Source organism: Algibacter sp., from assembly GCF_039977455.1.
In the GTDB taxonomy this organism is placed as follows: domain Bacteria; phylum Bacteroidota; class Bacteroidia; order Flavobacteriales; family Flavobacteriaceae; genus Algibacter_B.
This window is the reverse complement of record NZ_JBDWDG010000022.1, coordinates 589135-605500: the sequence shown is the minus strand read 5'-3', so window position 1 is coordinate 605500 and position 16366 is coordinate 589135. Positions and strand designations below refer to the sequence as shown.

The following is a 16366-nucleotide window of genomic DNA, read 5'->3' as shown; positions in this document are numbered from 1 at the left end:
CCTGTCGAAGGCTCTATGCTATGAACGAAAACCTAGATCCAACAGATGATAATTTTTCTCCAGAAGAATTTGATGTAGAAAAAAAACTAAGGCCCTTATCTTTTAATGATTTTACGGGGCAGGATCAAGTATTAGAAAATCTTCAAATATTTGTGCAAGCTGCAAATTTAAGAACCGAAGCCTTAGATCATACTTTGTTTCACGGTCCTCCAGGATTAGGTAAAACTACTTTAGCCCATATTTTAGCTAACGAGTTAGAAGTTGGTATTAAAGTTACCTCTGGTCCTGTGTTAGATAAACCAGGAGATTTAGCTGGGTTACTTACCAATCTTGATGAACGCGATGTTTTATTTATTGATGAAATCCATAGATTAAGCCCTATAGTTGAAGAATACTTGTATTCTGCTATGGAGGATTATAAAATTGATATCATGATTGAAACAGGACCCAACGCAAGGACGGTTCAAATAAATCTAAATCCATTTACTTTAATTGGAGCCACAACGCGTTCAGGATTATTAACCGCACCAATGCGGGCACGTTTTGGTATTCAAAGTAGATTGCAATATTATAAAACCGATTTATTAACCCCCATAGTGCAGCGAAGTGCTACTATTTTGGATGTTCCAATTTCTATGGAAGCCGCAATAGAAATTGCTGGTCGTAGCCGTGGTACACCTCGAATTGCAAATGCATTATTACGTCGTGTTCGAGATTTTGCTCAAATAAAAGGCAATGGAAGTATAGATATTAAAATATCAAAATACGCCTTAGAAGCCTTAAATGTTGATGCGCATGGTTTGGATGAAATGGATAATAAAATATTAACCACTATTATCGAAAAGTTTAAAGGAGGTCCTGTTGGTATTTCTACCATAGCAACGGCAGTAAGCGAAAGTCCAGAAACTATAGAGGAAGTTTATGAGCCATTTTTAATCCAGCAAGGTTTTATAATGCGAACACCCCGTGGAAGAGAAGTTACAGAACAGGCGTATAAACACCTAGGAAAAGTGAAAGGACCTACTCAAGGCGGTTTGTTTTAGGTGAATTGTGCTATAATACATTTGAAATTGAGATGTAAAACCATGTTTTTGTAGATGAAATTTGCGTTTTAACGAAGTTTTAACAGTACAACTATTTTATAGGTTTTTCAACTAATTTTTGTAAGGTTTTATGGGTTAAGAGTATACATTTACTCCGTATAATAGTAACCCAATCTATGTCTTATGAAAAATTTAAAGTACTATAGTCTAATAGTAATACTTACCTGTTTTTTTTATTCTTGTGCTACAGATCAAGATGATTATATAGAAAGACCCTCTCAGTCTATTCTTGAAGAACGCATAGAAGAGCTATTTGGTTCGAAGGAGTCTTTAATACTTCCAGCTTCAAACGATTTTTCAGATATTCCTAGTGATGCTAAAAATAGTATTACTGAAGCCAAAGTAACCTTAGGAAAATTTCTTTTTCATGAAACTATGTTGGGAGAAAATCCTAGTAAACCAGAGGGTAAGGATACATATTCTTGCGCTAGTTGTCATCATGCAGCAGCAGGATTTCAAAGTGGTTTATTGCAAGGTATAGGAGAAGGTGGTTTTGGTTTTGGAGCGCATGGTGAAGGACGTGTAAAGGCATCAAACTATGTTGAAGCAGAAATCGATGTACAACCTATACGAAGCCCATCAGTAATTAACAGCGCATACCAAGATGTTATGCTATGGAACGGTCAATTTGGTGGTGTTGGAACTAATGCAGGAACCGAAGCAAATTGGACGGCTGGCACTCCAAAAGAAGTTAATAGTTTAGGTTTTGAAGGGGTTGAAACTCAAGCTATTGCGGGTTTAGATGTACACCGAATGGTGGTAAAAGAAGATTTTGTTCTAAATACTTCGTACAAAGATTTATTTATTGCTGCTTTTCCTGATGTTCCTCAGGAGGAATGTTTTAGTAAGTTATACGCAGGTTTAGCTATTGCAGCTTACGAAAGAACAGTCTTGTCCAACGAAGCACCATTCCAAAAATGGTTAAACGGAGATGAATCTGCAATGAGTACAGATGAATTAAAAGGTGCCTTATTGTTTTTTGATAAAGGCCAATGCTATACTTGTCATTCTGGTCCTGGTCTTAACGGTATGGAGTTTCATGCTTTAGGGATGAATGATTTAGCAGGAGAAAATGTTATGACCGTTGTTGATGAGGCTACAAAAAAAGGACGAGGTGGTTTTACGGGTAAAAGTGAAGATAATTATAAGTTTAAAACACCACAATTATATAACTTATTAGATGTTGAATTTTTGGGTCATGGTGGTAGTTTAAAATCGGTACGCGAAGTAATAAGTTATAAAAACAATGCCATAGCTGAAAATACAGAAGTACCATCAAGTAATTTATCAGGTCAATTTGTGCCTTTAAATTTAACAGAAGACGAAATCGATTTACTTACATTGTTTGTTGAAAACTCACTTTACGATCCAAATTTAAAACGTTATCAGCCAGAAAGTTTACCTAGTGGAAATTGTGTTATTAATGCAGATTCTCAATCATCTATTGATATGGGATGCATATAATAGCCACACACTACTAATATATTTTAAAACAAAACCGAAGCTGTGTGCTTCGGTTTTTTGTTTTTTAGTCCTAGCTAAAAGCCATACTTTAGATATTTAAAATAAACTTATAAATGGCAAAATATACCTATCCAAATAAAGTACCGTTTTATAAGTTCTTATTAAGGGCAAATTCAATAGCCAAAAACCCTCTTTTATTTCATAATAAATGGTTTAATGAAGTTGGAGAAACTTTCTCAGTAAAATCACCGTTTTATGGGTATGTGGTGTTAACACGCGAGGTAAATGTTGCTAAACATATTCTTCAAAAACAGCATAAGTCTTATCGTAAATCAAAAATTCAAACCACGCATTTATCTAAATATGTAGGCTATGGTTTGCTAACTTCAAGTGGCGATTATTGGTTAAAACAACGCCGGTTAATTCAGCCAGCATTCCATAAAGAAAAAATTAATAAACTGGTCTCTATCATTAATAATGCTATTGAAAAACAGGTGGATAAGATAGAGCCAAATGCCTTATTAGATTTATATCCAATAATGAATGCACTAGCATTTGAAGTTGTAGCAAAGTCATTATTTAACTTTTCAGCAGAAAAACAGGCTTTAAAAAGATTACAATTTATTATAGAGAAATTGCAGTTGTTTATTGTAAAAGAATTGCGCATGCCGTATAAAAAACTTTGGTATTTTTTAAAGGGTGATATAAGTTATCACATGAAATTGGTAAAAGAAAGTAGGCATATTATAAATTCAATTATTATTAATAGACGAAAATCGACTGAAACGCACAACGATTTATTAGATATGTTACTGCATGCTCAGTATGAAGATGGTTCAACAATGACTAACAAACAATTAATAGACGAAATTTTAATTCTGTTTGTTGCCGGCCATGAAACGACTGCCAATGCCTTAACATTTACCATGAAGCTTCTAGCCGAAAATAAAGATATGTTGCTTAAGGTGGAAGATGAAATAAATAAAATAAGTCATAAAAAGTTATCACCATTGGAAACTTTAGCTCAATTAAATTACACCAAATGTTGTATTGAGGAAAGTTTACGGTTATTTCCACCGGCTTGGATAACAGATAGGGTTAATATTGAAGATGATACTATAGCGGGTTATCATATACAAAAAGGAACCATTATAGGTGTCTCAATTTACGAGCTTCATCGCAACAAAAAATATTGGGATAATCCTGAAGCGTTTAAGCCCGAACGTTTTTTAGAGGATAAAAGAAAAGATATAATGCCATATTATATGCCTTTTGGAGCGGGGCCTAGGTTATGTATTGGTAATGGTTTTGCTATGTATGAAATGATTTTGGCAGTAAAAACTATTGTGAAAAATTTCGATATATCATCAGATAATCATAGGATAAAAATAAATCCTTTAATTACGCTTAAACCAGTAGGTGTTAAGTTGAAATTTACCTTAAAACAATCATGGTCAACCTAAATAAAGTTTCATTAAAATAACAGTCTCTCCTTTTTAGAAACCTTAAATATTAAAATTAAAAAAATGAAATTAAGTAATTGATAGTCAATATTTTGTATATTGATGTGTTGGTGTAGAATTCTCCCTTGGTATAATTTTTAAATATTAACCAATTTAATTCTATATTATGAAAAAATTACTCATTTTCCTTTACGGCATAATGGCATACGTTATATTCTTAATTGCTTTTTTATATGCCATTGGATTTACAGGGAATTTTATTGTTCCAAAATCAATTGATTCTGGGATAGAAGCACCCCTAGTATTTTCCCTTTTAATTAATGCCTCCTTGTTAAGCATATTTGCCATTCAGCATAGTGTTATGGCGCGACCTTCTTTTAAAAGAGTATTAATAAAGGTTATACCTAAGGCAATGGAGCGCAGTACTTATATTCTTTTATCAAGTTTAGCCTTGCTTTTGTTGTATTGGCAATGGCAACCTCTGCCTCAAGTTATTTGGAGGGTTGAAAATCAATCAATCTCAATAATTCTTGTGGCTTTATTTTTTGTTGGATGGCTTATTGTGTTTTTATCCACTTTTATGATTAATCATTTTGAGTTATTTGGGTTACAACAAATTTATAACAATCTTAAACAAACAAATTCAAAACCAATAGCATTTACAACAAGATTCTTTTATGGAATAGTTAGACACCCCATTATGTTAGGTTTTTTAATTGCCTTTTGGACAACTCCAGTTATGACTGTTGGTCATTTGTTTTTTACTGTAATGACAAGCCTTTATATTTACATAGCAGTTAAATTTTTTGAAGAAAAGGATTTAAAAAAATTTATAGGTGAAGAATATGAAGACTATGTAAAAAAAGTACCTATGTTTATTCCATTCACAAAAAAAAGGTCAATAAAATAATGTAATTTTGTAATAACTTAAGTTACTCTATTGGCAATTAATAATTTAAAAATAAAATATGCAAACCTTATAAAAACCGAGGCTAAACGTCTCGGTTTTTTATCTTGTGGAATTAGTAAAGCAGGTTTTTTAGAAGAAGAAGCTCCTAGATTAGAAAAGTGGTTAAATAACAACATGAATGGGCAAATGCAATACATGGAAAACCATTTTGATAAACGGCTAGATCCAACAAAATTGGTTGAGGGTTCAAAAAGTGTAGTATCCTTATTGTTAAATTATTTCCCTTCAGAAGTCCAAAAGGATAAGAGTTTCAAAATATCAAAATATGCTTACGGAACCGATTATCATTTTGTTATAAAAGATAAACTCAAATCGCTATTACACTTTATTCAAGATGAAATTGGCGAGGTTCATGGTCGTGCTTTTGTTGATTCTGCTCCGGTTCTAGATAAAGCATGGGCAGCAAAATCGGGTTTAGGTTGGATTGGTAAACACAGTAATTTGCTAACCCAACAGGTAGGGTCGTTCTATTTTATTGCCGAATTAATTATTGATTTAGATTTAGAATACGATTCCATAACCACCGATCATTGCGGAACCTGTACAGCATGTATTGATGCCTGTCCTACGCAAGCCATAACAGAGCCTTATGTGGTAGATGGTAGCAAATGTATATCGTACTTTACCATAGAATTAAAAGATAATCTTCCTTCGGAATTTAAAGGTAAATTGGACGATTGGATGTTTGGTTGCGATGTTTGTCAAGATGTTTGCCCGTGGAATCGATTTTCAAAACCTCATAACGAGCCACTTTTTAATCCGCATCCCGAATTGTTAGAAATGACTAAAAATGATTGGGAAGAAATTACACAAGAAACCTTTAGTAAAGTGTTTCAAAAATCTGCAGTAAAACGCACAAAATATTCAGGCTTAAAAAGAAACATCAATTTCTTAAAAGATTAGCAATTTCAATAATAGGATTATTATCTTTGTTCGTTTAGTTAATTAACTACATTATGAGCGAAGAAAGCAAACGAAGAGAAGCCCTTATATACCACGCAAAACCAACTCCTGGTAAAATTGCAGTAGTGCCAACCAAAAAATACGCAAGTCAAAGAGATTTATCCTTAGCATATTCACCTGGTGTTGCAGAACCTTGTTTAGAAATTGAAAAAGATAAAGAAAACGCATACCGTTATACCTCCAAAGGGAATTTGGTTGCAGTAATTTCTAATGGTACTGCCGTTTTAGGTTTAGGGAATATTGGTGCTTTGGCAGGGAAACCTGTTATGGAGGGGAAAGGATTGCTTTTCAAAATTTTTGCGGATATTGATGTGTTTGATATTGAAGTTGATACTGAAAATGTTGAAGAATTTATTCAAACCGTAAAAAATATTGCTCCAACTTTTGGAGGTATTAATCTTGAAGATATTAAAGCCCCGGGAGCTTTCGAAATTGAAAGACGTTTAAAGGAAGAGCTAGATATTCCGGTTATGCATGACGACCAGCACGGTACTGCAATTATTTCGGCGGCAGCCTTATTAAATGCCGTAGAATTATCAGAGAAAAAAATTGAAGACGTCAAAATAGTAATAAGTGGTGCTGGAGCAGCAGCTATTTCTTGTTCACGTTTATATCAAGCCTTTGGCGCAAAGCGCGAAAATATGGTGATGTTGGATAGTAAAGGTGTTATTAGAAAAGACAGGGCGGAACTAACTTCTGAAAAGGCAGAATTCGCAACGGACAGAAAAATTGATACCCTTGATGAGGCTATGAAAGATGCCGATGTACTTATCGGACTGTCCATGGCAGATATTGTTACTCCAGATATGCTTTTGGCAATGGCTAAAAACCCAATTGTTTTTGCTATGGCTAACCCGAATCCTGAAATTAAATATGATCTAGCAGTTGCTACCCGGAAGGATATTATTATGGCTACAGGTAGAAGTGATCATCCTAATCAAGTAAATAATGTATTAGGTTTTCCATTTATTTTTAGGGGAGCGTTGGATGTTCGTGCAACTAAAATTAACGAAGCTATGAAAATGGCAGCGGTTAAAGCGCTTGCAAAATTGGCTAAGGAGCCTGTGCCAGAACAAGTAAATGTTGCCTATGGAGAAACGCGATTAACCTTTGGAAAAAATTATATCATACCAAAACCTTTTGATCCGCGTTTAATTGCTGAAATTCCACCTGCAGTTGCAAAAGCGGCTATGGAGAGTGGTGTGGCTAAATACCCAATTACCGATTGGGAGAAATATGAAGATACTTTAAGAGAGCGTTTAGGCTCAGATAATAAGTTAATTAGGCTGTTGTTAAATCGTGCTAAGCTTAATCCTAAGCGTGTGGTTTTTGCTGAAGCAGACCAGTTAGATGTTTTAAAAGCAGCACAAATAGTTCATGAAGAAGGCGTTGCAATACCAATTCTTCTTGGTAGAAAAGAAACTATTGAGGCGTTAATGAAAGAAATTGAATTTGATGCTGAAATTGCTATTATAGACCCTAAAACAGAAGAAGAAAACGAGCGTAAAAATAAATACGCTAAAGTGTATTGGGAGCAACGTAAACGCAGAGGAGTAACCTTTTATTCGGCACAACGTTTAATGCGTGAGCGTAATTATTTTGCAGCTATGATGGTTAACGAAGGCGATGCAGATGCGGTTGTTTCTGGATATTCTCGTAATTACCCAACTGTTCTTAAGCCCATGTTAGAGCTTATTGGTCTTATGCCAGGAGTGAGTAGAGCAGCAACGACCAATTTAATGATGACAAAAAGAGGGCCGTTGTTTTTAAGTGATACCTCAATTAATATAGATCCAGACGCTAAGACCTTAGCTAAAATTACACAAATGACCGATAGGGTTATTAAAATGTTTGGTTTAAGCCCTGTGCTTGCTATGGTGTCTTATTCTAATTTTGGGTCGTCGGTTAGCGAAAAAGCATCAAAAGTTAGAGAGGCTGTTTCCATGTTGCACCGCAATTACCCAGATATGGTTGTAGATGGTGAATTACAAACAGATTTTGCCTTAAATGACGAGATGCTTCAAGAGCGTTTCCCGTTTTCAAAACTGGCGGGTAAAAAAGTAAATGCACTTATTTTTCCAAATCTTGACTCAGCAAATATTACCTATAAGTTACTTAAAGAGTTGTATGAAGCAGATTCTATCGGACCAATTATGATGGGTATGCGCAAACCAGTACATATCCTTCAGTTAGGAGCTAGTGTTGATGAAATTGTAAATATGGCTGCTATAGCTGTTATTGATGCTCAAAACAAAGAAAAGTGGGAAATAGAAAATCCAGGTTTGTAAGAGAAATTAGTGGTTTAGGTAAAAGCTGAATTCAAATTCAGCTGTTTAAATGCTAGAATTTCGATTAGTAAATAGGATATAAATTAAATGTTAATTATTTTATTACATTTGGGGGTTAACGATTAACAATTTATGATAACACATATTCAAGGAAAGCTTACAGAAAAAAATCTAACCCATGTTGTTATTGATTGTAATGGTGTAGGGTATATGTTAAATATATCATTACATACCTATTCTCAAATTCCAGACAGCGAGCTTTTAAAATTATATACACATCTGCAGATTAAAGAAGATTCCCATACATTGTATGGGTTTTCGTCTATTGGCGAACGCGAAATTTTTAGATTACTAATTTCTGTAAGTGGTATTGGTTCTAGTATTGCTCGTACTATGTTATCTTCTCTAACACCAAAACAAGTGCGAGAAGGTATAGCTAGTGGAGATGTGGCTTTAATTCAATCTGTAAAAGGTATTGGAGCTAAAACCGCACAACGTGTTATTTTAGACTTAAAAGATAAAATCTTAAAGATTTACGATATTGACGATGTTTCTTTGCCGCAAGGCAATACCAACAAAGATGAAGCGTTATCTGCTTTAGAAGTGCTTGGATTTGTTAAAAAACAGGCGGAACGTGTTGTAGATAAAATTATGATAGGGCAACCCGATGCCGATGTAGAAACTATTATAAAGCAGGCTTTAAAAAATTTATAATATATTTTGAACCAAACGAACTTTAAACTTACTAAACAATCACTCCTATTAGCATTTCTGCTTTGTTATTCTTTTGTTGCTTGGTCTCAGCAACCAACACAAGATTCTATTCAAACAGGATTTAGCTTGGGTAAAATAAAAGTACCAAATCCTAATAGTGTCGAGTCTAAGTACACTTACGACCCGATAACAGACAGGTACATTTATACCGAAAAAATAGGTAGTTTTAATATTAATTACCCCGTAATACTTACGCCAAAAGAATATTACGCCTTAGTTGCCAAAGAAAATTTACGAAGCTATTACAAGGAAAAAATTGATGCTTTTGATGGTAAAAAGGAAGGCACAGAAGAAAGTCAGAAAAACTTACTGCCCGAATTTTATGTAAAATCAGATTTTTTTGAAACTATTTTTGGTAGTAATACCATCGAGGTTATTCCGCAAGGATCAGTAGAAATGGATTTAGGTGTTCTTTTTTCAAAACAAGATAACCCATCGTTTTCGCCAAGAAACAGAAGTAATTTTACTTTTGATTTCGACCAGCGTATTAGTTTAAGTTTATTAGGTAAGGTGGGAACAAGACTTCAGGTTAACGCCAATTACGACACGCAATCTACCTTCGATTTTCAGCAACTTATAAAATTAGAATACACACCAACAGAAGATGATATTCTTCAAAAAATTGAAGTTGGTAATGTTAGCATGCCTTTAAATAGCTCATTAATAACAGGAGCACAAAGTTTATTTGGGGTGAAGGCGCAATTACAATTTGGAAAAACAACAATAACAGGCGTATTTTCAGAACAAAAATCACAGGCCAATACCGTTGTGGCTCAAGGAGGTGGGACGCTAGAGGAATTTGAGTTTTTTATTAGAGAATATGATGAAAACAGACACTTCTTTTTAGCACAATACTTTAGAGATACTTATGATAAGTCTTTAGAAAACTATCCATTTATCAACAACAAAGGCTTACAAATTACAAGATTGGAAGTTTGGGTTACTAATAGAAGTAACATAACAGAAAACGTTAGAAATGTTGTCGCACTTCAAGATATTGGAGAAAGTGATAAAACCTATTCTACATCAGTGCCTATTTCTGCTGGTCCAGGGGCTTTTCCAGATAATGGAAATAATGGATTTAATCCCTTAACGATTACTACTGGCGGTTCAGTTTTAACACAACAAATTAGAGATATATCTACAGCCGATCAAGGTTTTGGAGCTTTAAATAATGAAGTAGATGAAGGCAGTGATTATGCTAAACTTGAAAATGCAAGAAAGTTAATTAGCGATCAAGAATATACACTAAATACAGAGTTAGGTTACATTTCATTAAGCCAAAGGCTTAGTAATGATGAGGTTTTAGCCGTTGCCTATCAATATACCGTTGGTGGTAAAGTCTACCAAGTAGGTGAATTTGCTAATGATGGTTTAGAGGCGACAGAAGTTGAAACTAACGCCAATAACGAGGTGACTTCGGTAGTAAATACCGCCCTTGTTTTAAAAATGCTGAAGAGTAGTATTACCAATGTAAAGCAGCCTATTTGGGATTTAATGATGAAAAACATCTACGACACTGGTGCTTACAACCTAAGTCAAGACGATTTTACATTAAACATTTTTTATAACGAAGCTTCGCCACTTAACTTTATTACCCCTGTTGGAGCTAGTTTCGAGTTTGATATTAACGGAAACCCCGTTACTACCAATACACCAAGTGAAGATCTTATTGAAAACTCTCCATTACTCCGTGTTTTTAATCTTGATAAATTAAATTTTAATAACGATCCACAAACAAGTGGCGATGGGTATTTTGATTTTGTTTCTGGTATTACCGTTATTCCTCAAAATGGGAAAATTGTGTTTACTAGTGCCGAGCCTTTTGGTGAATATTTATATAATGTGTTAGGTGGTGGTACTAATTACGACGACGACGATAATGTCTTATTTAATGACGATCAGAAAAAGTATGTTTACGATGTACTTTATAAAAGCACAAAAACAGCCGCTTTAGAGGAAGCTGAAAAAAATAAATTCAAATTAAAAGGACGCTATAAATCTTCTGGTGGAGGTGATGGTATTCCCATTGGAGCATTTAATGTTCCAAGAGGATCTGTTCGTGTAACTGCTGGTGGACGTGTTTTAGTTGAAGGTATCGATTATACCGTAAATTATCAATTAGGTAGGGTTCAAATTTTAGATGCATCTTTAGAAGCATCAAATACACCAATTCAAGTGTCAACAGAAAATAATGCCGTATTCGGGCAACAAACTAAACGTTTTACCGGCATAAATGTAGAACATAAATTCAACGAAAATTTTCTATTAGGTGCTACGTTATTAAACTTAAACGAACGACCAATAACCCAGAAAGCCAATTACGGTTCAGAATCAATAAACAACACCATTTTTGGTTTAAATGGAAACTTTTCTACCAAAGTACCTTTCTTAACTCGTTTGGCTAATAAATTGCCAAATATCGATACTGATGTGGAGTCTAACTTATCTCTACGTGGTGAGTTTGCTTATTTAGCTCCAGGGGCACCGAAAGGAACAGATTTAGATGGTGAGGCAACGTCTTATATCGATGATTTTGAAGGCTCCCAAAACAGCATCGATTTAACTTCGCAACAATCGTGGTTTTTATCAAGTAGACCATTGGATATTGATGGTGATGGTGATTACGGAGAGCTCGAAGATCAGGCGGGTATTCAAAATGGTTACAATAGAGCGTTGTTAAACTGGTACACTATCGATCCTATATTTTATAGCACACAACGTCCAGATGAAATTTCAGATGAGGATGTATCTAGCCTATATACAAGTCGTGTATTTATAAACGAATTATTCCCAAATCAAGATTTGGTTCAAGGGCAAAACTCTGTAATTTATACTTTAGATTTAGCCTTTTACCCAGAAGAACGTGGACCATATAATTTCCAGACCACTAATATTAATAACGAAGTGCTTACCACACCTCAAGATTCTTGGGCGGGTATTACAAGACAATTAACGTCTACCGATTTTGAGCAACAGAATGTAGAGTATATCGATTTCTGGTTACAAGATCCGTTTCAAGATAATCCTTCAAATCCGGGAGGTAAATTGGTATTCAACTTAGGTAATATTTCTGAAGATATTATTAAAGATGGGAAAAAACTTTATGAAAACGGCTTACCAAAAGATGGCGATATTAGTTTGTTAAACGAAACGTCTTGGGGAACTGTGATTCCTCAAAATCAATCGTTACTTTATACGTTTGATAGTACTGGTGATGAGCGAACCAACCAAGATGTTGGTTATGATGGTTATGATGATGCCGATGAAATAGCTGCATTTGGATCGCAATTTGGAGAAGACCCTGCAAAGGATAACTACTCGTATTTTTTAAATACTAGTGGAGATATTTTTGAACGTTATAAAAAGTATAACGGTGTTCAAGGTAACACGCCTGATACTTTTACTGATACCGATAGAGCTGCCAATACACAACCTGATGTAGAGGATATAAATCGTGACAATACCATGAACACGATTGATAGCTATTATGAGTACGAATTAGATCTTAATCGAACTAATTTACCACAGTCGCAGGCAGATTTTGATAATCTTTCAAACACGAATCCTTTAAAAGAATTTTTAAGAGATTTTAAAGATCAACCACGTGCCCTACCCAATGGCGAATCGGTTAACGTAAGATGGTATCAATTTAGAATTCCCGTAGAAGGTAGTCATGTTAAGGCTGTAGGAGGGATAAGCGATTTACGTTCGGTAAGATTTGCTAGAATTTACCTTAAAGAATTTCAACAAGCAACAGTATTTCGTTTTGGAACATTAGATTTAGTAAGAAGTGATTGGAGACGCTATACGCAAGCTTTGGATATAGATGATCCTACACCAGAGGATGAGCAAACAGATTTTTCTGTAAGTGTTATTGGTACTATCGAAAACGAAGGAAGTTACCAACGCCCTCCAGGAATTGAACCAGAAGAGCTGTATAATAACAATACCGTAGTGAGCCAAAACGAGCAATCTTTGGTGGTTCAAGTTTGTAATTTAGAAGCAGAAGATTCTAAGGCTGTATATAAAAATATCAACTTAGATATGCGTCAATATAAACGTATGCGCATGTTTATGCATGCAGAAGATGGTGAGTCTGGTACTGGAGATCTAGCTGATAATGAATTAGTTGGTTTTATACGCATGGGTAATGATTTAACCGAAAATTATTATCAAATAGAAGTGCCTTTAGAAGTATCAACATCTACAACTAGAGACGGATTATGGCCAACAAACAACGAAATTAATTTAACCTTAGATGTTTTAGGAAAAATTAAAGCAGAATCATTTTCCGACGCGACACCACCAACAGGTGAGGCTAGATTTTATGATGTAATTGATGATGAGGTTTTTAGAGTTCCCGATGGCGGAACTTATACGGGGTATGTTCCTGGTCAACATCGTGTAGGTATTAAAGGTAATCCTAACTTTGGAGATATTAGAACACTTATGGTCGGTGTTAAAAACGCAACATCAAGTGACGATGTTTGTGCCGAAGTGTGGTTTAATGAGTTACGCTTATCCGATTTAGATAATGAAGGCGGTTGGGCAGCTGTTGTTAGTATGGATACTAATATTGCCGATTTTGCGAGTATAAGTGCCACAGGTAGTCAAAGTACATCTGGTTTTGGTTCGTTAGAGCAAGGTCCGAGTCAGCGTAGTTTAGAAGATGTTAAACAATACGACGTGGTTACCAATGTTAATGTTGGTCAGTTATTACCAAAAAAATGGGGTATTCAAGTGCCTTTTAATTACTCGCAAAGCGAAGAATTAATTACACCAAAATACGATCAGTTTTATGAGGATATCACTTTAGAATCTCGTTTAGATGCTGCTGATAGCGAAGAGGAGAAAGAAACCATAAGACAACAATCTGAAGATTATACAAAACGTCAAAGTATTAACTTTATTGGGGTAAGAAAAACTAGAACCACAGATAAGAAACCGCGTTTTTACGATATAGAAAATGTAACGCTAAACTATTCTTATAATAAAGTACTGCACAGAGATTTCGAGATTGAGAACTCGGTTAGTAAAACTTTACGTGTTGGCGCTAATTATGCACACAACTTTAATCCTATTACTATAGAGCCATTCAAGAAAAACGATTCGCTTTTTACTGGTAAGTACTGGAAACTATTAAAAGAGTTTAATTTTAATTTGTTACCAACAAGTTTTACAATTAATACCGATATTAATAGACAGTTTAATAGACAAAAATTTAGAGAGGTAGATTTAACTGCAGATAGTGGTAACATTGGTATTGAAGAGTTATTTAGAAGAAATTATACCTTCGATTTTCAATATGCTATCAATTATAATTTAACCAAATCCTTACAATTCAATTTTACGGCTGCAAATAATAATATTGTTAGAAATTATTATAAAGACAACGATTTAATTGCAGGCGAGCAAGACGAAACCTTGGATGTTTGGGATGGCTTAATGGATATTGGAGACCCTAACAGACAAACACAAAATTTAGGCGTTACTTACCAATTACCACTTAATAAATTACCAATGTTTAGTTTCATTGATGCAACATACCAATATACAGGTAGTTTTCAATGGCAAAAAGGATCTGATTTATATGGTAGTTTGGAGGTTGATGGTGTGACTTACGATTTAGGAAACACGGTGCAAAACTCCAACGTTCATAATATTAACACCTCGTTGGATATGAATCGTTTTTACAAATATATAGGCTTGGTTAAAAAACCTATTAGACGTGTAAGAACACGAACAACACCAGGTGGAGCCCCTCCTGGTGGCGATGCAGATGCATCTAAAAAGAAGGTGTCGAGAGTTAAAAACCAAAGCATGACAAAACTGTTAAATGCGGGTGTAGATATTTTAACAAGTGTAAAAAGAATACAATTTAACTACTCTGAAAATAATGGTATGTATTTACCCGGGTATTTAAATACACCTGGATTTATAGGGACTTTAAAGCCAACTGTAGGCTTTACATTTGGTAGCCAAAGCGATGTTAGGTATTTAGCTGCAAGTCGTGGTTGGTTAACAACCTTCGATGAGTTTAATCAGCAATTTACCTCTACCAATACCAAGCAATTAGATCTATCAGCAAGTTTACAGCCTGTTAAAGATTTAAAAATTGATATTGTAGGAAATAGAGCGTATTATGAAAACTTTACCGAGAATTATATAGTTACTAACGGTCTTTATAACCCATTAACGCCAAATACGTTTGGTAATTTTAATATATCGACGGTTTTAATAAAAACAGCATTTAGCCAAAGTGACGAAGTGAGATCAGATGCTTTTGATGATTTTAGAGCCAATAGATTAAAAGTAGCAGAGCGACTTGCCGAGGAATTTTACGGGACTACTACTTATGATAGAGATCCAGAAACTAACTTCCCATTAGGGTTTGGTAAAAATAATCAAAAAGTATTGTTGCCAGCCTTTTTAGCAGCTTATTCTGGTCAAGATGCAGATAATATTGAAACGGGAGCCTTCAGAGATATTCCTATTCCTAACTGGGATTTAAAATATACAGGTTTCATGAAATTTGGTTGGTTTAAAAAGCGTTTTAAACGTTTTTCTTTAACACATGGTTACCGTTCGGCATATACAATAAACCAGTTTAGCACCAACTTAAATGTAGATGTAAACGGGATTGGAAATGAAGCGCCACCAACGCCGGGTGTTGCTTATGCCGATCAATCGGATGCATCAAAGGATCAATCAGGTAACTTAAAAAACGAGATTTTATTCAGTAATATTAACTTAACAGAATTATTTAGTCCGTTAGTTAGAATAGATATGGAAATGAATAACTCGGTTAGAGTGCTTGCCGAAATTAAAAAGGATAGAATGCTGTCTTTAAGTTTCGATAATAACCTGTTAACTGAAGTGCAAGGCAACGAATATATTATTGGCTTAGGTTATAGAATTAAGGATTTACGAATTCAATCCAAGTTAGCAGGACCAAAAAAGCGTATTGTTAGCGATCTGAATATGAAAGCAGATATTTCGGTAAGAGATAATAAAACCATAATTAGATATTTAGATTTAGAGAATAATCAAATTACATCGGGGCAAACTATTTGGGGAGTAAAATATTCGGCAGATTATGCCTTTAGTAAAAACCTAACAGGTATATTCTATTTTGATTATACCTTCTCTGATTATGCTATTTCTACGGCTTTTCCTCAAACTACCATTCGATCTGGATTTACAGTACGATATAATTTCGGGAATTAATAAGAGTTTGTTGCTTAGTTTTAATAGTCTTTTTAGTTAGTAATAGGTACTGTATTTAGCGTATTTACCCGCGTTAGGGATAGCAAAGGAAAGCCCACAGCCCGACGTAGG

General features: G+C 34.6%; 8 protein-coding genes. All 8 read left to right on the top strand.

What is annotated here, in order from left to right; genetic code table 11:
* Positions 1 to 20 precede the first annotated feature (20 nt).
* The 8 genes from ruvB to sprA all read left to right on the top strand — a co-directional run bounded on the left by ruvB (position 21) and on the right by sprA (position 16255).
* On the top strand, positions 21 to 1043 hold the full coding sequence (gene ruvB / locus ABJM36_RS11605; RefSeq protein WP_348451609.1) for a Holliday junction branch migration DNA helicase RuvB: 1023 nt from the start codon (positions 21 to 23) through the stop codon (positions 1041 to 1043).
* A 183-nt stretch (positions 1044 to 1226) separates the two neighbouring features.
* Positions 1227 to 2567, top strand: a complete 1341-nt coding sequence (locus ABJM36_RS11600) for a cytochrome c peroxidase (RefSeq protein WP_348451608.1) — start codon at positions 1227 to 1229, stop codon at positions 2565 to 2567.
* A 113-nt stretch (positions 2568 to 2680) separates the two neighbouring features.
* The gene (locus tag ABJM36_RS11595) at positions 2681 to 4030 is read left to right on the top strand and encodes a cytochrome P450 (RefSeq protein WP_348451607.1); all 1350 of its coding nucleotides are present in this window, start codon (positions 2681 to 2683) and stop codon (positions 4028 to 4030) included.
* Between the two features lie 166 nt (positions 4031 to 4196).
* On the top strand, positions 4197 to 4940 hold the full coding sequence (gene mddA, locus ABJM36_RS11590; RefSeq protein ID WP_348451606.1) for a methanethiol S-methyltransferase: 744 nt from the start codon (positions 4197 to 4199) through the stop codon (positions 4938 to 4940).
* A gap of 30 nt (positions 4941 to 4970) precedes the next feature.
* Positions 4971 to 5903: a tRNA epoxyqueuosine(34) reductase QueG gene (gene queG / locus ABJM36_RS11585; protein WP_348451605.1), complete on the top strand. Its 933-nt coding sequence runs from the start codon at positions 4971 to 4973 to the stop codon at positions 5901 to 5903.
* Positions 5904 to 5956: 53 nt separating this feature from the next.
* On the top strand, positions 5957 to 8251 hold the full coding sequence (locus tag ABJM36_RS11580; protein WP_348451604.1) for an NADP-dependent malic enzyme: 2295 nt from the start codon (positions 5957 to 5959) through the stop codon (positions 8249 to 8251).
* Between the two features lie 132 nt (positions 8252 to 8383).
* Positions 8384 to 8965 carry a Holliday junction branch migration protein RuvA gene (ruvA, locus tag ABJM36_RS11575; protein WP_348451603.1) on the top strand — a complete coding sequence of 194 codons (582 nt, stop codon included), beginning with the start codon at positions 8384 to 8386 and terminating at the stop codon, positions 8963 to 8965.
* A 6-nt stretch (positions 8966 to 8971) separates the two neighbouring features.
* Positions 8972 to 16255 carry a cell surface protein SprA gene (gene sprA, locus ABJM36_RS11570; protein WP_348451602.1) on the top strand — a complete coding sequence of 2428 codons (7284 nt, stop codon included), beginning with the start codon at positions 8972 to 8974 and terminating at the stop codon, positions 16253 to 16255.
* Positions 16256 to 16366: the final 111 nt, after the last annotated feature.